The following is an 18,139-nucleotide window of genomic DNA, read 5'->3' on the forward strand; positions in this document are numbered from 1 at the left end:
GCGCCAATGGTACTATGGCTCAAGCCCTGGGAGAGTAGGTCGCTGCCAGGCCTGCAAAGGACATCCCCTCTTCACAATCCAAAACAACAACGCCGCGCTGAAACCTCAGCGCGGCGTTGTCGTTTGTCATGGTGCGGTCGTTCGCGCGGCGACATGCTGCCGGGGTCGAAGCTCGAGCCCCGCCGAGATCTCGAGGCCAGAGTCCGCCGGCGATGACTCGCGGCGCGACCGAGGGCAGGCTGCGATGCTAGGATGACCACGCCGCATCGGTTCGCCTGTGCGGCCAACGCGGTTGAATTGATCGAGAGGCGCGGATGGAAACGACCTCGGCAGCGCAGCCGCATCGCCTGAGCGCAATTGCGAGCTTTCATGCCCACATCTATTTCGATGATGCCACTCGAGCCGAAGCGGCACAGCTGCGGCAGTGGATGGCCGACCGCTTCCTCGTGACGCTCGGACGTTGGCATGACGCGCTGGTCGGGCCTCACGAGCGGCCGATGTATCAAGTTGCCTTCGCGGTCGACGTGTTTCCAGTGCTGGTGCCATGGCTGATGCTCAATCATGGCCGCCTCAGCGTGCTCGTGCATCCGAATACGACGGAGCCGTTGGCCGATCACACCGCGCACGCGTTGTGGATCGGACCGCCGCTCGGCATCCGCGGTGAGAATCTTCCTTCGCACGGCGAGGCAGAGCTGCCGCGCGAACCGAACACCACGCCGACGATCGCCGCCTGAGCTCGCGTGCCCATTGGTGACCGCTCCGTCTCGGCACGCTCGGAGCCTTCAGACTTGCGGGACTACAGCGTGCGCGCGAGATCAAACGCGCGGAGAATGACCTCGGCGGCATCGATGTCGAAATTGCTCGGGCCGAGCAGGCGCGGCGCCAGCGGGCGGCGGCCGGGCAGGGCATGTCCGCCACCTTCGACGCGATACAGCGACACGCCGCCGATCACCTGACAATCGCGCCAGCTGAGTTGCGTGACGGAGGTGTCGCCGGCGAGATCCCGATGCGGCAGCGCCACGGCCTGCCGTGCGCTGCAACCGTCGCGCCGCGCAAAGAACTCCGCCGTCTTTTCAGCGCTCCACACCCGGCCGCGCCCGCCGCGCAGCCCGACCTCGCCGCCGCGATAGGGCACCATGGGATCAGCCGTGCCGTTGATCATCACCACCGGCACCGGCCGCGCGGTGCAGGGCTCGATGCCTTCAGGCATGTTGGCGATCACCGTGCCGATGCCGGCAAACAGCTCCGGCGCCTTGCAGGCCAGGGTGAAGCTCATCATGCCGCCATTCGAGATGCCGGCGAGATAGATGCGCCGGGAATCGGCCGTGCCGTCGGCGACGAGCTGCCGGACCAAGTTGCGGATGAAGCCGACATCATCGGGACCGCCGGAGCGGCCGTCGCGGCCGTCATTCCATTGCCGGTCGACGCCGTCGGGAAAGACCGCGGCGAAGCCATGGGCTCTCGCGGCTTCGGCAAAGCCTGTCGTGCGGGCGGTGCCGGCGCCGCTGCCGAGCGCGCCATGGAGCACGATCACGGTCGGCTGTGGCGTCCTGCCCGTGGTCATCACCAGCGCATGACGCGGACCGTCGCTTGTATCGAGGATGATGCCGCGCTCGGCGGCGAGCGCCGTGGTCGACACGAGCAGAGCGGCCGCCATGGCGGCCATGAATGATCGGCGATGTGACATCATGAGCATCCTTCTCGGCTGGCGGGGGACTCCCCTTGGTGGAGCTTCTCTCCGGGCGCAGCGATCAGCACGCGCAGCCGCATCGCCCAGCTCCGGGCTGCCGCGAGATCGCGGGCGATCGCAAGCCATTCGCCAAATGCGATCCGCAACGGATTGACGCTCGGCGCAACGCCGACGAGGCCGTAGCGCAAGGTCTCGCCGGCCGGGGCCTCGGCGAAACTACCGAACAGCCGGTCGAAAATGATGAGCATGCCGCCATAATTGCGATCGAGACAGGACGCGTTGGCCGCGTGGTGAACGCGGTGATGTCGCGGCGTGTTCAGCACATATTCGAGCGGACCGAGACGCGGTGCGAGCTCGGTATGGATGAAGAATTGGTAGAGCAGATTGACGCCGAGCATGGCGATGATCGCGAGCGGATGGAAGCCGAGCAGCGCCAGCGGCAGATAGAACAGAAAATGTCCGGAGATCTCGCTTGTCCAGCCGAGACGAATGGCCGCCGTCAGGTTCAGATGCGTCGAAGAGTGATGCACGGCATGCGTGGCCCACAGCCAGCGAACCCGATGCGAGGCGCGATGGTGCCAATAATAGACGAACTCACTGGCGAGAAACAATGCGAGCAGGGCCAGCGGCCGGCTCGGATCGAAATCGAACATCCTGTGGCGATAGGCGATGATGAAGGGAACGGCTGCGACGAGCGCGACCATTGCGCGGATGAGGTGCTGTCCGACCGCGATGGCGAACGAGGCCGCGGTCTCGCGCAGGTCGTGAGTCTCGCGACCGGCGAGCCGGCCGAGCCCATATTCCAGCGTCATGAAGCCGACCGCCGTCAGCAGCACGATCATGCGGGTCGATGGGGGCAGGGAAGGGAGGATGGGCATGGCGCGTGTCCGGCGTCATCGGATGGAGACGGCGCGCCGGTCCGCTCCGGAACAGCAAGCGGACCGGCGATGTCAATTGCTTCGGGAGGACCACGGCCAGCGGCGCCGCGGCGTCCGTTCAGCGCGTGACGGTGCGGCTGTAGCTGTAGGAATTGCCGCGCGGTCCCGTGCCCTGGCCCTGCCGGGTGCAGCTGCCGTCGCTGCAGCTCGCGGAGCCAGAGCGCGACCAGCTGCGGCCGGCGGGACCCGTGCCGCCACCCTGCCAGGCGCAGGCACCCCCGGAGCAACTACCGGAGCCGCCAAATGAGGTGGTGCCGCGCGGTCCGGTGACCGAGCCGCTGCGGGTCCAGGCATTCGCGTCGACCGCTGCTGCCGCCGAAAGGACTGCCACGAGCAGAAATGTCGCGATGGATGTCTTCACGTCAGTCTCCCAATTCGTTCGCGCGGGCGATCGTGTCGCCTGCAGAGGGATACTGCGCGTTCGATGTCGCGGCCGGATGCACCGCCGGTGTCGTTTGGTCGCGGCGATTGGCTGGATTGTCACGGCTTGTCACACGACGGCCGTCCGATGCCGCAACCTCGAGCGGGGCGGACTCCGGCCCGCCGCTCCCGTTCAGGCCGCTACCGGCCCGCCGTTGCGCTTCACCACCGGGTCTTTGTCGCCGTGTTGACGTTGATCACCGCGGTGGCCGTGTTGGACGTCGTCGTCGCCGTGTTGTTGATCAGGGTCAGAAGCTTGTAGTAGTCGACCACCTTGGCATTGGCGACGTACATCACGTCCTTGCTGCGCATCTGGAAGCCCGAAGCCAGCAGCATGCCGGAGGGATCGCGCAGGTTGACGTGGTAGATGGTCGGAATGCGGTCGTAGATGAAGCGGCTGGTATCGATGCCGAGCTTCTGCAGTAGCGGGCGCTCCTCGTAGCGATAGAGGAAGACCTCGGCGGGATCCGATTGCTGGTCGTTCAGGCCGCCCGCCTTGCCGATCGCCTGGGCCAGCGTCAGCGTCTCCGTATCGAACGCAATCTCGGAATTGAAGCCGAAGACGTTCTGGTTGAGGGCGCCGAGGGCCGTAAACGTCGGGGATTCCCGCGTGATGTAGATGACGTCGTTCGGGCGGATGAAGATGTTCTCGCGCGGATCCTGCACCACGCGGCTGAGCAGCACGCGCACGCGCTTGCCGTCCCGCTGCAGGGTCACGTAGCTTTCGATCGCCTCGTGCCTCGGGCCGCCCGCACGCGCGATCACCGCCAGCAGGCGTTCACCCACGCTGTTGAGGGCCAGCACGCCCGGCGTGTTGACGTCGCCGAGCACGCTGACCACGCTGGAATGCTGCTGGTTCAGGCTGACCACGACCTGCGGCTCGAGGGCGCGCTTCTGCAGCCGGAGGACGATCTCCTGCTCGATCTGCGGCAGCGTCCGGCCGGCGGCGGCGATCTCGCCCGCATAGGGAACGCGGATATTGCCTTGCTGGTCCACCGCCTGCGCCGGCAGATCCACGAAGTTGCCAGGTCGGGCGCCGGCGGCCGTGGCCGGCGTGAACAGCCCGCCTGGGGCGGCTTCGAAAATGGACACGTTCAGCACGTCACCGATGCCGGCGAGCTGCACCGGCTTCGGCCGCTTGTCGGGAAACACGCCCTGGAACGTGACCATGTTGGGCTGCGACAGGAAGCCGATCGTCTCGGGGCTGACGTCGACCAGCGCATAGGGGAGCGCCGTATTCGACCGCACGCTGGCCGTGGCATTGTCGCTCACTGCGTCGCTGGTCGGCCCCGTCCCGGGAAGCAGGGAGCAGGCTGGCAGAAGCGCCAGGATCGCCAGAGTTAAGAGCGCGCGCGAGCCACGGCGAAGGCCACGAAAGCCCTTCGGGCCCGCTGCGCTCTTGCGCACAGCAGCCCCGCCACCGGTCGACCCGGGCGGCTTGATCAAGGCTTTCAAACGCTTCCCCAAATACAGCAAAAATACGTTCCCCACGCTGCTCCCTCACCAAGAAGGGAGAACGTCCCACTTGTTTCAACCTACCCGGCGGCCATACCGGACGAAAGCGCACCGCCATTCCGGTTGGTCCGCTTTTGCCCGGCCGTGCCAATTAGGCCACAGTCTGACATTACCATATTACCACTCAAGGCTGTCGACGCCGCCGGAGGGTCCCACGGTGGAGGGACGATCCATTCGACCTAACAGAACCCGAGCAATTTTAAGCACAAAGCCGTTGCGCAACGGTTAGCCTGAGTCGCTTCGCTCGAGCAGGCGCGACGACATCGCAGTCCGCGCAGCGCGTCGGTGAGCCGAGGCAGCCGGACAGCCGAGGGAGGCGAACCCGCGCCGCCCAGGCGCCTCTGTAATCGGCGAGATTCGAAGGCCGTGCGGGCGGCGGGACCGCATGCGGGCGGCCGGTTTTCCTAGGCCGCCGATCAAGTCTATGCTGCTGCGCCAGCCTTTGAGGCTGTTTGCAACGGAGCACGCAATTGTCGAACGTGATCAGGATCGCCGCAGGCGCTTTCGCGATCGCCCTCACGGGCCTATCCGATCCCGCGTCGGCGCGCGGCCTCTATCCGCTGACGGAGTGCGGGCCGGATCTCAGCCGACTCTGCCGGCTGCACGGGGCATTCGAGGCCACTCCGTTTCATTACAATCTCGCGCTTCATCCCGGATGCATTCGGCGCGTCGCCGTCGAGACGCCCCGGGGCGTGCTGTACCGCCGCGCGCTGGTGTGCGGGGCGCCGGCGCGGCCCATGTTGTGGTAACCTGGGCCCCTTCCTCGACGTCTCCGAACGGCGCTGGACGCTCCGCTCGGCCGAGTCATGGTCAATCTCGGCGCAAGATGGCGGCCGCGATGGCCGATAAGGGCGGTGCTCGGCCGGTCCCGCCGCGTTCGGGGAGCGTCGATCATCGCGCAGACGATTAAATGGGCAGCTCCGCACCGTATTCTTACGTAATCTAGAATTAAATTAATTGTGTAGAGACGATTCTGCACGGTCGGAGACATAAAAGGGTAGACTGAACAAACTAAAGCTTCAATTGTACCGGACGAAAGGTACTTAAAAATACCTTTCTGGCAATGCGGTAGCATTTTACTGCAAACCGCAGCGAGCGCTAGAAGTATTTAATGTCTTGATGTCAAATGGTAAATTAACTTGTCGCGAGTGGTTAATTTAATGCCGAAAATCGAATTCGTGCATCGTTGCGATGACGGTTCGGCGGCATTCGGCGAAGAAGCCCTCGAAACTCGCCAACGAGTGGGGTCCGTCCTTGTGTGACGAGCTTGGTGCCGCGTTGATTGAGGATATTGAGATGGGTGGCGGCGGTAGCGCTTTGAAGGCCGTCCTGAAATCGCTGAATAAAATACGCCTTGCCAAATTACGTTTCGGCCGGCCAACGTCGGGCCGTTCGCAGCAATCCGCGCTGCGGTCGCAGATCGAGCTTTGTGATGCCTTGCTCGATGAGATCCAATCCATCAGCAGCAGCCTCGGCAAACGCGCGAAGAAGTCCACGGCTTCCAGGCGTCGCCCGATGGCCACGCGGCACGGCCGCGGGACGGCGCACTTGATTCCGCCCCGGCCGGCGGTGCCGGGTCGAACCAGGCAGCAGAAATAATCGCATCGGAATTTGATCGCCGCGCCGGCCGGCCGTCATGGCCGCGCCGGTTGCCGGCGCGAGGCGACAGCCGCTCGGCATTGACCCCTGATGACGCATCAGGTCGCCCAGTGCGGCTGTCGGTGGCGCTCGACGGCCGGATGTCATCTGGACGTTCTTCAGCCGTCGTGTCCCGCAAGACGGCGCTCCGAGACGGGCCGGAAACCATATCGCGGCGAACCATGCGATGCTGCCGCTTCACCTGGCGCACGGGCCTCTGACGTAGCCCCCACGAGCGATGACTTTGGACAACGGGTGCCGGGATCGGCCGCCGGGTGTCCGCAGCCGTCCTCAACCTCACGGCCGATCGCAGCGGCAGTTAGTTCCGCTGCCGATGGTGTGCCCGTCTGACGCCGCGCGCCCCCCGGATGCTGTCGGCGCGACGTGAGCGAGTCTGATTCGCGCGAACGCTCCTGAAGGGTTCAATATTTGGGGAAGGCGTTTGATTCGCCGGAACAATGTCGGCGGCTTTGCGGCATATTCACGATGGCGTGCTCAATTAAACTCGCTCGCGACATTTTGTGCGCATGCAAAAATATCTCGGTCCGGGTTATCAGGGTGCTCGCTCGAATAGGTTGTAAGTCCGCCGCGGCAGCTTTGAAAACCATGGCGTGGGGAGAATATCAGCTATCAAATACGCGCAAGTTCGATCATCGAAACTACGTCACTTTGACGCGGTCTTGCCGTAATATGCTGCGAATTCGTCGCAGAATCGTGTTGATTCGGCGACTTCTTCCGGTGTGCAGACGAATGCTGCCGCAATCTCGAAGGCGGCGCGACATCGTTTCGGAAACGGGGTTGCAGGTTGCACTTTATTTGAGTTACAACCATTTGGCTTGGCCGGGGTGGTATAACTCAAATATTCAGTTTTTCCGACCACGAGCCACTTGCGGAACGAAATACCGAATTATATGACGTTAATCCGGCAGGATAGAGATCACAGACAAAGGTCGCTGTATGTCCACCAAGAAGATCGATTTCGAGGCGATGTCCTTCGATGACCTCTGGTCTCTCCACGAGCAGATCAGTCAGATCCTCGCCGTGAGGATCACGTCGGAGAAGCGCGAGCTCGAACGTCGACTGGCGGTTCTCAACCGCAGCCGCGGTGCCATCGAAGGTGCCGGCAGCGAGAGTGGGCAGTCCTACACCACGAGCGGCAAGGCGCGGCGCAAATATCCCCGCGTGCTGCCGAAGTATCGCAATCCGCAGACCTCCGAGACCTGGTCCGGCCGAGGCAAGCAGCCGCGTTGGCTGGTGGCGGCGATCAAGACCGGGCATCGGATCGAGGAGTTTGCGATCAATGGGGCTGCCGCTTCGAAAAGTCGCCGTCAGCGCGCCTGATCGAGGTAGCTTCAGTCAGGCCCGTTCAGAGTTTGAGCGACGTGCCGCGTCGATGCGGCACCTGATTCGCACTGTCTGCATTGGGGAGCGACATGTGAGCGGTCTGACGCCCATGTTGCGATCCGCCGGCCAAAACCCTGAAATCGGTCCGATCTGCCCGCACGGCTCCGCCGATGGGCTCGCGATCATCATCCGTTGCGAATGCGCCTAATAGGCATTGTTGCCGCGGATCAGCTCGATCGGCGTCCTCAGCAGGATCGCGATGTCGAGCGACAGGCTCCAATTGTCGATGTACCAGAGATCGAATTCGACGCGCTGTTCGATCGACGCACGCGTGGGCGTCGGGCCGCGGCAGCCATGCACCTGCGCCCAGCCGGTCAGTCCGGGCTTGACGCGGCGACGGAACGCGTAGTTGCGCACGAGCTTGTCGAATTCGTTGTCGTGCGCCAATGCGTGGGGGCGGGGACCGACCAGGGACATGCTGCCGTCCAGGACGTTGAGCAGCTGCGGCAGCTCATCGATGCTGGTCCGGCGCAGCCAGGTCCCGAGCCGGGTGAACCGGCTGTCGCCGATCTGGGCCTGGACGATCGAAGGCCCGTCCTCGAGAACGGACATCGTGCGAAACTTGTAGATCTGAAAAGATCGGCCGTTGAATCCACAGCGCTGCTGCCGGAACAGCACTGGCCCGGCCGAGTCGAGCTTGATGGCGATCGCCACCAGCAGCAGCAGCGGCGACATCAATGCCAGCGCGATGCCCGCCAGCATGACATCCATGAGCCGCTTGGTGGCGTGTTCGAGCGGGCTCAGCAGGCCGCGCTGCAGCTCGATGCAGACCGCATTGCCGAGCTCGCGGCACGGCCGCTTGAAGAGGTCCGACGCCGTTCCGAGCGGCACGAAACTCACTGGAAACGGCAGGACTCTCAGCTCGGCGCCGAGCGTGCGCAGGTCGGACAAGGGTTCGGGATTGGCGCCGACGACGATCTCTTCGATGTCGGAGCCGCGCACATAGTCGATCACGCTGGAGACGATCCGCTGTCGCTGATCCGGATCCGCGTCGGGCTCGGGAAGCAGGAAGTGTCGCTGGACGCGAAAGCCGGTGTCGGTGAGCACCTGGGTCAGTCCAGGGTTGTCCTTGCTGGCTTCATCGGTGATCAGAACGATGTTGCGGCCCGAAAACCGTCTCTCCGCCAGCCCCTTTGCCAGCAGATAGGCGGTGGTCCGGCGATGCAGGATCAGCGCCACGAGCCCGAGCATCGCGAATACGATGCTGCTGCCGCGTGAGAATTCGCTCCCGATCTTGAGCGCGAACAGCGCGCCGGCCAACACGAGGAACGCCGTGACCCAGGTCAGGCAGGCCGCGCGGATCTGGCGCGGCAGGATCAGCAGCTCGGCCGGCCGGTACATCCCGCGGATCTTCATCAGCGAGACGAACAGTGCCGACACGAGGATCGCCAGGCCGAGCGATTTACTGACGTCGTTGGCGCCCGCCGCATCCTGCAGGTGATACAGAAACCCGGACAGGACGCTCGACATGGTGATCGTTGCGATGTCCGCCACGATCGCGAAGGGCTCCACCGAGTCGTAGTGGACGGGCCATTTGCGCCCTTGGAATTGCCGTTCCACGAGGACGGTCGGCATTCCGTTTCGGTCGAGAGTCTCGGGCTGATCCACGTAATGCATGGGATGTCGGTGTTCGAAACTCGGTTAAATAGCGGTTAGCCGTCATTATATGTTTTGGTATTTAATTTAAACAGTTAAAAATTGCCATTGGGATTTATTCGCGCCGCCGGATTATCTCCCGATACCGCGGATCATCTCCCGATACCGCGACGAGGTCGATGACACCGGAATGGCGGTTCTTGAAGCGCGGAAACGATGCCGAGCGCGCGCCCTCCAGGCGGTCCCGGCAAATGCCGGTGTGGCGGATTAATGTTCGTGCGGCGGATATTTCAATGCCGGACGCCAAGAACGGCATTTAAAAATAAATATAATTGGATTATTAATCCGGAGCCGGGCGCCCGCGACGCGGGTGACGTCCGCAGCAGACCGAATGCAGGGGAGGTTTTCCTCGCGCAGTCGGGAGGGCGAAACGGGGGCACGGCGAGCCGTCTCCGAGGCCGGCCGGCGAGATTGGAAGATAATGATGCTCATTTCAACGATCGAGAACCCGAAGGACGTCGCGCCATGAAGGTCGTATTGTTCTGTGGAGGACTCGGGACGCGGATCCGGGAATACTCCGACAGCATTCCGAAGCCGATGATCCCGATCGGCCATCAGCCGATCCTCTGGCATGTCATGCAGTATTACAGCCAGTACGGGCACCGGGATTTCGTTCTGTGCCTGGGCTACAAGGCCAATGTGGTGAAGGAGTATTTCCTGAACTACAATCAGGCGTCCACCACCGACTGTACGATCTCGCAGTTCGGCAGGAAGGTCGAGCTGCTGGGCGATCGCCCACCGGATTGGCGGGTCTCGCTGGTGGACACCGGCATCTGGCGCAACATCGGCCAGCGACTGCGGGCCGTCCGGCACATGGTCGAGGGCGAGGAGATCTTTCTCGCCAACTACAGCGACGGCCTGACGGACGCGCCGCTGCCGGAGATGATCGATCGTTTCAAGCGCAGCGGGAAGATCGGCTGCTTCATCGCCATCCATCCGCCGATCAGCTTCCACCTCGCCGAATTCGACGCCGACGGCACCGTGGGCCGCATGGCGGCGAGCAATGATTCCAACATCTGGATCAACGGCGGCTACTTCATCTTCCGCAAGGAGATCTTCGACTATATCGAGGAGGGGGATGAGCTGGTCGTGCAGCCGTTCAAGCGGCTGATCGACCGCGGCGAGCTGATGGCCTACCGCTACGAAGGGTTCTGGCGGGCCATGGACACGCTCCGCGACCGCCAGGTGCTCGAGGAGATGATCGAGCGCGGCGACACGCCTTGGCATCTCGGCTCCAGCCTTCCGGCTGTGGTGAACGGATGAGGGCGCTGCAGCTCGCCGGTCGCGGCGACCGGCTGTCGGTCCTGTGCCTCGGTGCGCATTCCGACGACATCGAGATCGGCGCCGGAGGCACGCTGCTGTCCTGGCTCGACCAGGGCATCCGCCTGGATGTTCATTGGTGCGTGCTCAGCGGCAATGGCGAGCGCGGCGTCGAGGCGCGGGCGTCTGCCGAGGATTTCCTCGCCGAGGCCGCCGGCCGCAATCTCGAGATCATGCAGTTCCGCGACGGCTTCTTCCCCGAGCAGGGCGAGGAGATCAAGGCCTGGTTCGAGCAGCTCAAGGGCCGCATCAATCCCGACGTCATCCTCGCCCACCGCCGCGACGACGCCCATCAGGACCATCGGCAGGTCAACCGCCTGGTCTGGAACACGTTCCGCGATCATCTCGTCCTGGAGTACGAGATTCCGAAATGGGATGGCGATCTCGGACGGCCCAATGTCTACATGCCCGTCTCCGAGCGGATCATGAAGCGGAAGGTCGCGCTGCTGATGGCGCATTTCGGCAGCCAGCGCTCCAAGCAATGGTTCGACCCGGAAACGTTCATGGGACTGGCGCGGTTGCGGGGCATGGAATGCCGCGCCGCCGAGCGCTATGCCGAGGCATTCGTCGCGCGCAAGCTGTCACTGGGGTGAACGGCGGCCGAAGGCGCTCGCCGCGAAGGGCGCATCGATATCCGATCGGCGAGGAGATGATCGGCGCTTGGCCGCGATGCGTCGCTGCGCCCGGCGGTCAGCCGGCCGCCCGTCGGGGAAGTTCGACGATCTCCTCTGCCGGCGGCCGCTCGATTGCGGTGGACGGCACCTTCTCCAGCCAGACCTCGCGCCACCACGCATAGATGCCGCGTGGGCAGAACAACCGGTTCTCGCTGTAGCGCGACTGGCAATAGACGCCGTCGAGGATGACGGCCGGCGTCTTCATCCGCCGGATGTAGCCGGTGCGTTCGTCGATGAACTTCTCGACCCGCGTTCGCACCCGGAACACCTTGCCGCAATAGGGCACCATCTCGGCGTCGAAGCCCATGCCGCGGTTGTTGGTCTGTTTGTCGATGGTGGCCAGGATGTCCTGGTGCGGGCGCACGCGGACAAGATCACCGGGCTGCAGCCCGAGATCGGCGATCGGCGCGTCCTTGTCCGTTAGGAGATCGCCGCGCTTGCGCGGAAACGGTACGCCGCCCCACAGCGACTGGACGCGGTCGTAGATCCAACGCGCGGGCCGGCCGAGCCGGGGACGACGCGCCATGGTGGCGCCGACATAGGCGAAGTAGAGGAAGCCCCGGAACATCTTCGCGAGCGAGACATTGCCGGACGCGATGTCCTCGGCGTATTGCCGGGCGTCCCACCATTTGAGCGGCTGGGTGTAGGTCGGCAGCTCGGTCGCCTGGCAGGCGTAGCGCGGGCCCTTTCCCGGCTGCTGGTCCGGCGACTTGGTCGCATCCCACACCGCGCGCACCGTGCAGCCGCCGGGCGGCGGAAGGGGAGCCGCGCGATCCGGGCCGGCCGACGCTGGTTTGGCCGGATCGACCGGGGTGAGCCACGCCTCCTTCCAGAAGATCAGGCAGGCCGCCTGGCAGCCGCCATAGGCCTCGCCGTCGCAGCGATGCTCGAGATGCACCGCGTCGGGGAGGCGCCGTCCGAGCCACTCTCCGGTGTTGTATCCGGTGACCGTGTCGCAGGTCTTGTGGGCGCGCTTGTAGACCTGGAAGCGCTGGCCGCACCATTTGAACATCTGCGGCATGAACGGCAACCCTTCGAGGCGTCCGTTGGCATCGAGCGTCGCCAGGATCTCTTCCTTGCTGCGCACTTCGACCCAGTCGCCGGCGGATAGTGTCATGCTCTGTCTTTCAATGCTTCAATCAATGCGTCATCGAGGCGGGCGGGGCATCCCGCGCGGGACGCCTCATTTGCAGGGATCGAATTAAAGCTGCCGAGGTCTGCGATCAACATTTGTTCGTTTTGCGGCATTATTTAATTGAGCGAATTAATTAAATCAAGAGGGGGCCTGATGCCGCGCCGGCCGGATGATCGCAACATCAGGCGGGTCGGGGTAAATACACGGGTTTTCCCGGAGTTTTGTGCGTCGTGCCGGAGAAATCGGCGGGCGGCGTCGCTTGCCGACGGATTCACTGGACGCTGGCTAGAATATTAAATTATAATCCACTACAGGATGATTTAAATTCTTGTTTTGGCTTGTGGCATAGAGGGTGCGATTTTGAAGGTACTGATCACCGGAAACATGGGCTATGTGGGTCCGGTCGTCGCGCGGCATCTGCGGGCGCAGCGCCCGGATGCGACGCTGCACGGCTTCGACAACGCCTATTTCGCGCACTGCCTGACCGGAGCGCCGGTTGTTCCGGAGCGATGTCTCGACGAGCAGATCCATGGCGACGTCCGCGACATGTCGCTCGACCTCCGCGGTTATGACGCCGTGGTCCAGTTGGCGGCGATCTCCAACGATCCGATGGGCAATCGCTTCCAGGATGTGACGCTCGACGTCAACCAGAATGCCACCGTATCGCTCGCCAGGAGGGCTGCGGCGGCCGGCGTGAAGAATTTCGTGTTCGCGTCGAGCTGCAGCGTCTACGGCATCGCCGACGGACCGCCGCGCAAGGAGAGCGATCCGCTCAATCCCATCACGGCCTACGCCAAGTCGAAGATCGGATCGGAGCAGGAACTCGCCGCGATCGACACCGGCATGACCATCACCTGTCTGCGCTTTGCGACGGCCTGCGGCATGTCGGATCGGCTGCGGCTCGACCTCGTCCTCAACGATTTCGTGGCCTGCGCGCTCACCCGTCGCCAGATCAGCGTGCTCTCCGACGGCACCCCGTGGCGTCCTCTGATCGACGTCGCCGACATGGCGCGGGCGATCGACTGGGCCATCGACAGGCCGGCGGCGACGGGCGGCCGCTTCCTCACCGTCAATGCCGGCTCGGACGACCGCAACTACCAGGTCAAGGATCTCGCCAACGCGGTGGCTGCGCGCGTGCCGGGGACCAGCGTGTCGATCAACACCTCCGCGCCGGTGGACAGCCGCTCCTACAAGGTCGATTTCGGCCTGTACCGCTCCCTCGCCCCTGATCATCAGCCGCAGGTCACCCTCGACCAGTCGATCCAGAACCTGGTCGATGGTCTCAAGAGAATGCAGTTCAAGGATGCCGAGTTTCGCTCGTCCGATCTGATCCGTCTCAAGGTCCTGCAGGAACACATGGAGACGGCCAGGATCAACGACAGGTTGCAATGGACGTGATCGCGCCGGGGCAGACGCTTCGCCTCAGCCGGCAAAGACAGTAGTGACGGAGACATCATGGAACTGACCCTTCCCACCGCCGTCGGCGTCGCGCCCAAGTGCCGGCACTGCGGCGACGACCTGACCCTCAAGCTGATCGACCTCGGCGCCTCGCCGGTTGCGAACGACTACATCGATCCGGCCAACTACATGCGCGCGGAGCCGTTCTATCCGCTGGAGACCTTCGTCTGCCGCGAGTGCCGTCTGGCGCAGACACGCGACCTCCTGGCCGCGTCCGAGATCTTCCGCGCCGACTATGCCTATTTCTCCTCGCACTCCACCTCGTGGCTCGAGCACGCGCGGTGCTACGTCGAAGCCATGGCCGATCGCTTCAAGCTCGGTCCGGCCTCGCGGCATGTCGAGATCGCGTCAAATGACGGGTATCTGCTGCAATACTCCCTCCAGAAGGGGATCGACTGCCTCGGCGTCGAACCCTGCGAAAGCGTTGCGCTGGCCGCGCGCGCCAAGGGCATCGAGACCCGGGTCGAGTTCTTCGGCCGCGACTATGCGGCCCGCCTCCGGGAGGAGGGCTGGTCGGCCGATCTCCTCACGGCCAACAACGTGCTCGCACACGTTCCCGACATCAACGACTTCGTCGGCGGCGTCAAAATCCTGCTGGCCCCCGAGGGCGTCGCGACCTTCGAGGTTCAGCACCTGCTGACCTTGATGCAGCGGCATCAGTTCGACACCATCTATCACGAGCATTTCTCCTATCTGTCGCTGATCGCGGGCCTGCGCATCTTCGCCCAAGCGGGCTTGCGGGTGTTCGACGTCGAGCTCCCGGAAACGCATGGCGGCTCGATCCGGTTCTTCGTCTGCCACGCGGGCGCCGCTCATGCGGAGAGCCCGAACGTCGCCGATGTTCTGGCACGAGAGCGGGCCTATGGGCTGCATGACGACGCGATCTACATGGCCTGGAACGAGCAGGTCAAAGAGACGAAGCGGGCGCTGCTCGAGCTGCTGACGGCGCTGAAGCGCGACAACAAGAAGATCGTCGGCTACGGAGCCCCGGCGAAGGGCGTGACGCTGCTCAATTATTGCGGGATCCGCACCGATTTTCTCGACTTCACGGTCGATCGCGCCCCGTCCAAGCAGGGCCGCTACATGCCGGGCGTGCGCATTCCGATCCTGCCGCCGGAAGCGATCTTCGAAGCCAGGCCCGACTACGTCCTGATCCTGCCGTGGAACATCAAGAGCGAGATCAAGGCGCAGATGGCGGCCATTCGCGATTGGGGCGGCCGCTTCATCGTGCCGGTCCCCAAGGCCACCATCGAGGAGTAGAGCAAGGCATTGCCGCACGATTGCGCGAAGAGTTTTGAGCCATGAGGTTTGTCCAGCTGGGACGTTCGGATGCGCGGCTGATCGAGCTGACCGTTCGCTCCGACGAGCGCGGCAGCTTCACGCGAACCTGGTGCGCGAAGACCTTTGCGGAGCAGGGCATCGCGTTTGTCCCGGTGCAGGGCAACAGCTCGGTGACCCGACGCCGCGGCACCGTCCGCGGAATGCATTTCCAGCGTGCGCCGAAGCCTGACGCCAAGATCGTCCGCTGCAGCGCCGGCTTGATCCACGACGTCATCGTCGACATCAGGCCGGAGTCTGCGACGCGCGGCGAGGTCTATGCCTGTGAGCTCGGTCCCTCGACGGCGCGGATGCTCTACGTCCCCGCGGGCTTTGCCCATGGATTCCAGACGCTGACCGACGACGTGACGGTCGAGTATCTGATGGGCGAGGATTATGTCGAGGAGCTCTCGGACGGTTTCCGGCACGACGATCCGATGATCGGCATCCGATGGCCGCAGCCGGTGACGGTGTTGTCGGCCAAGGATGCTGCCTGGCCCTCGCTTGCCGAACGGGGGCTGTGGTGAAGCAGCACGGCGGCAGCGAGGTGTCTTGGGGGAGGAATCTGGCGGCTCCGGAGCGGCCCGATCGCCTCGAAGGTTCTGACGATTTGTCGAGGAGGATCACGGAATGACGAACATTTTCGTTGATGCCATCATGCCCGATGACGAGCGGCGCCAGAAACTGTACGAGGGTGCGCTGTTCCTGTACTCGCCGACGCCTTCGCTCGATGCGCTGGTGGCGTTCGCCAGGGAGCTGATCGAGGAGGCGTTTCATCCTTACGATCCGCGGACGGCGCAATTCGAGCTTCCTGTCGAGCGCTACGTCGAGATTCTCGTCAGGCTGAAGCCATTCTTCATTCATCACGCCCGGTCGAAGGAGCTGGTGCAGGGAGCGCTCCGCGAGCTTGGCTGCGACCCCGAGCTGACCTATTTCGACGTGCCGCGGCTGCGGTCGGCAACGAGCGACGACTATCTCACCACCGGGATCGCATTCGCATTCCACCCTCATCGCGACACCTGGTACTCGGCGCCGCCGTGCCAGCTCAATTGGTGGCTGCCGGTGTATGACATTGCGCCGGACAACGGCCTTGCATTCCACCCGCGCTATTTCGACGAAGCGATCAAGAACGGCTCCAGAAACTATAACTATTACGAGTGGAACCGGACCTCACGCGCATCGGCGGCGCGGCACATCAAGACTGATACACGGGTGCAGCCGAAGCCGGAGCAGGAGATTGCACTGGATCCACAGATACGGGTGATCGCGCCGAGCGGCGGCGTCACGATCTTCTCCGGAGCGCATCTGCATTCGTCGGTGCCGAACACCTCGGGCGTGACGCTGTTCAGCATCGATTTCCGCACCGTGCATTTTGCCGACGTCAGCGGCCGGCGCGGCGCCATCAACGTCGATTCGGAGTCGACAGGCACGAGCCTGCGCGACTTCCTGCGGGTGACCGATCTTGCGCGGCTGCCTGAGGAGGTCGTCGCGCCATACGATCAGGTGGAAGCTCCCGCGGAGTATCTGGTCTACCAGCCGACGATCGTGCCGCTGCCGACCGGCGATCTCGCAGCCGATGCCGCGCAGGCGTCGGCCTGAATGATGGTGTAGGGTCGACGCGCCATGTTGGACATCCTCAAATCCACGGCTGGTCCGAGAATGCCGGCGATCGATCTCCACGATCTGGTCGCTGAGCTGTTTCCGATCAATCGCAGCCTCACCGGGGCGGGTGTCCGGCAGACGCTCGGCATTGTCGCGCGTCACGTGGGTCTTACGATTCACGAGGTACCCTCCGGGACGCCCGTCCTGGACTGGCATGTGCCGGCGGAGTGGAACATTCGTCGCGCGACGATCTCGACCCTGTCGGGTCGCGTTCTCGTCGACTTCGCCGACAACAATCTGCACGTGATGGGCTACAGCAAGCCGGTCCAGGCAGTGCTCAGCCGTGCCGAGCTTGCCAAGCACGTCCATAGCTTGCCGGATCAGCCTGATCTCATTCCATACCGGACAGGCTACTATGCCGACGATTGGGGCTTCTGCCTGCCGGACCGTCTGTGGCGGGAAATGACGGAGGACAGCTACCGCGTCGAGATCGAGAGCGAGCTCTCGCAGGGATCGTTGACCTATGGCGAATTCTTCGTCCCTGGACAGACGGACAAGGAAGTCCTGATCACCTGTCACATCTGTCACCCGAGTCTCGCCAACGACAATCTCTCAGGGATTGCCGTCATGACGGCGCTGGCGATGCGGCAGGCGCAGCGGACCCGCCGGCTCGGGTACCGATTTCTGTTCCTGCCGGCAACGATCGGCGCGCTCGCATGGCTCGACCGCAACGAGCGGAATCTCGGCCATGTCGAACACGGCCTCGTCCTCACCTGTCTCGGCGATCCCAGTGGATTTCACTACAAGCAGAGCCGGAGCGGAGCGAGCATCGATCGCGCCGTCGCCCATGTCCTGAAGCACGCCGGCCATCCGCATGAGATTCTGCCATTCAGTCCCTATGGATACGACGAGCGGCAGTTCTGCTCACCGGGATTCGATCTGCCGGTCGGGTGCCTGATGCGCGGCGTGCACGGCACGTTCCCCGAATATCACACCTCGGCCGACAATCTGAATTTCGTCAAGCCGGACTGTCTCGACCAATCCTACGCGGTCATCGAGGAGGTGCTGGATCTGCTCGATCGCGACTGCATCTATGAGCGCGTCGATGGGCGAGGGGAGCCGCAACTGGGACGGCGCGGCCTGTATCGCGCGATTGCCGGCCAGCGCGAGGCAGGCGGTGCGACGCAGATGGACCTCCTGTGGGTCCTCAACCTTGCGGATGGCAAGCACAGCCTGCTCGACATGGCGGTCCGGGCCGACGTTCCGTTCGCGCGCATCGATGCCGCCGCACGGATCGCGCTGGACGCGGGTCTCATCCAAACGCCGGTTTCATCGTCGTGACGTCGCCGCCTTCTCCGCACAGCACCGTGCA

The 18,139-nt window shown here is 63.8% G+C and carries 17 protein-coding genes; 11 read left to right on the plus strand and 6 right to left on the minus strand.

The window, feature by feature from the left end:
* Positions 1-314: 314 nt before the first annotated feature.
* Entirely contained in the window at positions 315-734 is a 420-nt protein-coding gene (locus tag QX041_RS07725) for a DOPA 4,5-dioxygenase family protein (protein ID WP_316164856.1), read from the plus strand.
* Between the two features lie 62 nt (positions 735-796).
* Here the strand turns inward: QX041_RS07725 and QX041_RS07730 are convergent, their stop codons facing one another.
* The 4 genes from QX041_RS07730 to QX041_RS07745 all read right to left on the minus strand — a co-directional run bounded on the left by QX041_RS07730 (position 797) and on the right by QX041_RS07745 (position 4,320).
* Positions 797-1,687, minus strand: coding sequence for an alpha/beta hydrolase family esterase (locus QX041_RS07730; protein ID WP_315717379.1), 891 nt, complete (start codon positions 1,685-1,687; stop codon positions 797-799).
* The gene (locus tag QX041_RS07735) at positions 1,687-2,568 is read right to left on the minus strand and encodes a sterol desaturase family protein (protein WP_315827753.1); all 882 of its coding nucleotides are present in this window, start codon (positions 2,566-2,568) and stop codon (positions 1,687-1,689) included. Before QX041_RS07735 ends, QX041_RS07730 begins: the two co-directional genes overlap by 1 nt.
* A 118-nt stretch (positions 2,569-2,686) precedes the next feature.
* Positions 2,687-2,989, minus strand: coding sequence for a hypothetical protein (locus QX041_RS07740; protein WP_315717381.1), 303 nt, complete (start codon positions 2,987-2,989; stop codon positions 2,687-2,689).
* A 221-nt stretch (positions 2,990-3,210) separates the two neighbouring features.
* Positions 3,211-4,320: a polysaccharide biosynthesis/export family protein gene (locus QX041_RS07745; protein WP_315717382.1), complete on the minus strand. Its 1,110-nt coding sequence runs from the start codon at positions 4,318-4,320 to the stop codon at positions 3,211-3,213.
* A gap of 722 nt (positions 4,321-5,042) precedes the next feature.
* On the opposite strand from QX041_RS07745, the gene QX041_RS07750 reads away from it, so the two are divergent.
* The 3 genes from QX041_RS07750 to QX041_RS07760 all read left to right on the plus strand — a co-directional run bounded on the left by QX041_RS07750 (position 5,043) and on the right by QX041_RS07760 (position 7,542).
* Positions 5,043-5,312 carry a hypothetical protein gene (locus tag QX041_RS07750; RefSeq protein ID WP_315827888.1) on the plus strand — a complete coding sequence of 90 codons (270 nt, stop codon included), beginning with the start codon at positions 5,043-5,045 and terminating at the stop codon, positions 5,310-5,312.
* Positions 5,313-5,754: 442 nt separating this feature from the next.
* A complete protein-coding gene (locus QX041_RS07755) occupies positions 5,755-6,162 on the plus strand; it encodes a hypothetical protein (protein WP_315717384.1) in 408 nt (135 codons plus the stop codon).
* 996 nt (positions 6,163-7,158) lie between these two features.
* Positions 7,159-7,542: an H-NS histone family protein gene (locus QX041_RS07760; protein WP_315717385.1), complete on the plus strand. Its 384-nt coding sequence runs from the start codon at positions 7,159-7,161 to the stop codon at positions 7,540-7,542.
* 207 nt (positions 7,543-7,749) lie between these two features.
* Here QX041_RS07760 and QX041_RS07765 read toward each other — a convergent pair whose 3' ends face one another.
* On the minus strand, positions 7,750-9,222 hold the full coding sequence (locus QX041_RS07765) for an undecaprenyl-phosphate glucose phosphotransferase (protein WP_315752488.1): 1,473 nt from the start codon (positions 9,220-9,222) through the stop codon (positions 7,750-7,752).
* A 504-nt stretch (positions 9,223-9,726) separates the two neighbouring features.
* Here QX041_RS07765 and QX041_RS07770 point away from each other — a divergent pair.
* Together QX041_RS07770 and QX041_RS07775 are read left to right on the plus strand one after the other, a co-directional pair.
* The gene (locus tag QX041_RS07770; protein ID WP_315717387.1) at positions 9,727-10,524 is read left to right on the plus strand and encodes a glucose-1-phosphate cytidylyltransferase; all 798 of its coding nucleotides are present in this window, start codon (positions 9,727-9,729) and stop codon (positions 10,522-10,524) included.
* Positions 10,521-11,174, plus strand: a complete 654-nt coding sequence (locus QX041_RS07775; protein WP_316164857.1) for a PIG-L deacetylase family protein — start codon at positions 10,521-10,523, stop codon at positions 11,172-11,174. The genes QX041_RS07770 and QX041_RS07775 overlap by 4 nt, the downstream gene beginning before the upstream one ends.
* Before the next feature lie 97 nt (positions 11,175-11,271).
* On the opposite strand, the gene QX041_RS07780 is transcribed toward QX041_RS07775, so the two are convergent.
* Positions 11,272-12,372, minus strand: coding sequence for a hypothetical protein (locus QX041_RS07780; protein WP_316164858.1), 1,101 nt, complete (start codon positions 12,370-12,372; stop codon positions 11,272-11,274).
* 378 nt (positions 12,373-12,750) lie between these two features.
* Here QX041_RS07780 and QX041_RS07785 point away from each other — a divergent pair, with 378 nt between their 5' ends.
* From QX041_RS07785 to QX041_RS07805, 5 genes are all read left to right on the plus strand, one after another.
* Positions 12,751-13,788: an SDR family oxidoreductase gene (locus QX041_RS07785; protein ID WP_315752491.1), complete on the plus strand. Its 1,038-nt coding sequence runs from the start codon at positions 12,751-12,753 to the stop codon at positions 13,786-13,788.
* A gap of 57 nt (positions 13,789-13,845) precedes the next feature.
* Complete coding sequence (locus tag QX041_RS07790; protein WP_315752492.1) at positions 13,846-15,108, plus strand: class I SAM-dependent methyltransferase; 1,263 nt, start codon at positions 13,846-13,848, stop codon at positions 15,106-15,108.
* A 41-nt stretch (positions 15,109-15,149) separates the two neighbouring features.
* On the plus strand, positions 15,150-15,692 hold the full coding sequence (locus QX041_RS07795) for a dTDP-4-dehydrorhamnose 3,5-epimerase (RefSeq protein ID WP_315752493.1): 543 nt from the start codon (positions 15,150-15,152) through the stop codon (positions 15,690-15,692).
* Positions 15,693-15,795: 103 nt separating this feature from the next.
* Positions 15,796-16,764: a hypothetical protein gene (locus QX041_RS07800; RefSeq protein ID WP_316164859.1), complete on the plus strand. Its 969-nt coding sequence runs from the start codon at positions 15,796-15,798 to the stop codon at positions 16,762-16,764.
* A 24-nt stretch (positions 16,765-16,788) separates the two neighbouring features.
* A complete protein-coding gene (locus QX041_RS07805) occupies positions 16,789-18,108 on the plus strand; it encodes a DUF4910 domain-containing protein (RefSeq protein WP_316164860.1) in 1,320 nt (439 codons plus the stop codon).
* Positions 18,109-18,139 lie beyond the last annotated feature (31 nt).

This window comes from Bradyrhizobium sp. SZCCHNRI2009, from assembly GCF_032485115.1.
GTDB lineage: Bacteria > Pseudomonadota > Alphaproteobacteria > Rhizobiales > Xanthobacteraceae > Bradyrhizobium.

Coding starts and splice junctions, on each gene's coding strand:
- QX041_RS07725 (WP_316164856.1), top strand. CDS start 315: ATGGAAACGACCTCGGCAGCGCAGCCGCATCGCCTGAGCGCAATTGCG.
- QX041_RS07760 (WP_315717385.1), top strand. CDS start 7,159: ATGTCCACCAAGAAGATCGATTTCGAGGCGATGTCCTTCGATGACCTC.
- QX041_RS07735 (WP_315827753.1), bottom strand. CDS start 2,568: ATGCCCATCCTCCCTTCCCTGCCCCCATCGACCCGCATGATCGTGCTG.
- QX041_RS07730 (WP_315717379.1), bottom strand. CDS start 1,687: ATGTCACATCGCCGATCATTCATGGCCGCCATGGCGGCCGCTCTGCTC.
- QX041_RS07755 (WP_315717384.1), top strand. CDS start 5,755: ATGACGGTTCGGCGGCATTCGGCGAAGAAGCCCTCGAAACTCGCCAAC.
- QX041_RS07795 (WP_315752493.1), top strand. CDS start 15,150: ATGAGGTTTGTCCAGCTGGGACGTTCGGATGCGCGGCTGATCGAGCTG.
- QX041_RS07775 (WP_316164857.1), top strand. CDS start 10,521: ATGAGGGCGCTGCAGCTCGCCGGTCGCGGCGACCGGCTGTCGGTCCTG.
- QX041_RS07800 (WP_316164859.1), top strand. CDS start 15,796: ATGACGAACATTTTCGTTGATGCCATCATGCCCGATGACGAGCGGCGC.
- QX041_RS07790 (WP_315752492.1), top strand. CDS start 13,846: ATGGAACTGACCCTTCCCACCGCCGTCGGCGTCGCGCCCAAGTGCCGG.
- QX041_RS07770 (WP_315717387.1), top strand. CDS start 9,727: ATGAAGGTCGTATTGTTCTGTGGAGGACTCGGGACGCGGATCCGGGAA.
- QX041_RS07765 (WP_315752488.1), bottom strand. CDS start 9,222: ATGCATTACGTGGATCAGCCCGAGACTCTCGACCGAAACGGAATGCCG.
- QX041_RS07780 (WP_316164858.1), bottom strand. CDS start 12,372: ATGACACTATCCGCCGGCGACTGGGTCGAAGTGCGCAGCAAGGAAGAG.
- QX041_RS07805 (WP_316164860.1), top strand. CDS start 16,789: ATGTTGGACATCCTCAAATCCACGGCTGGTCCGAGAATGCCGGCGATC.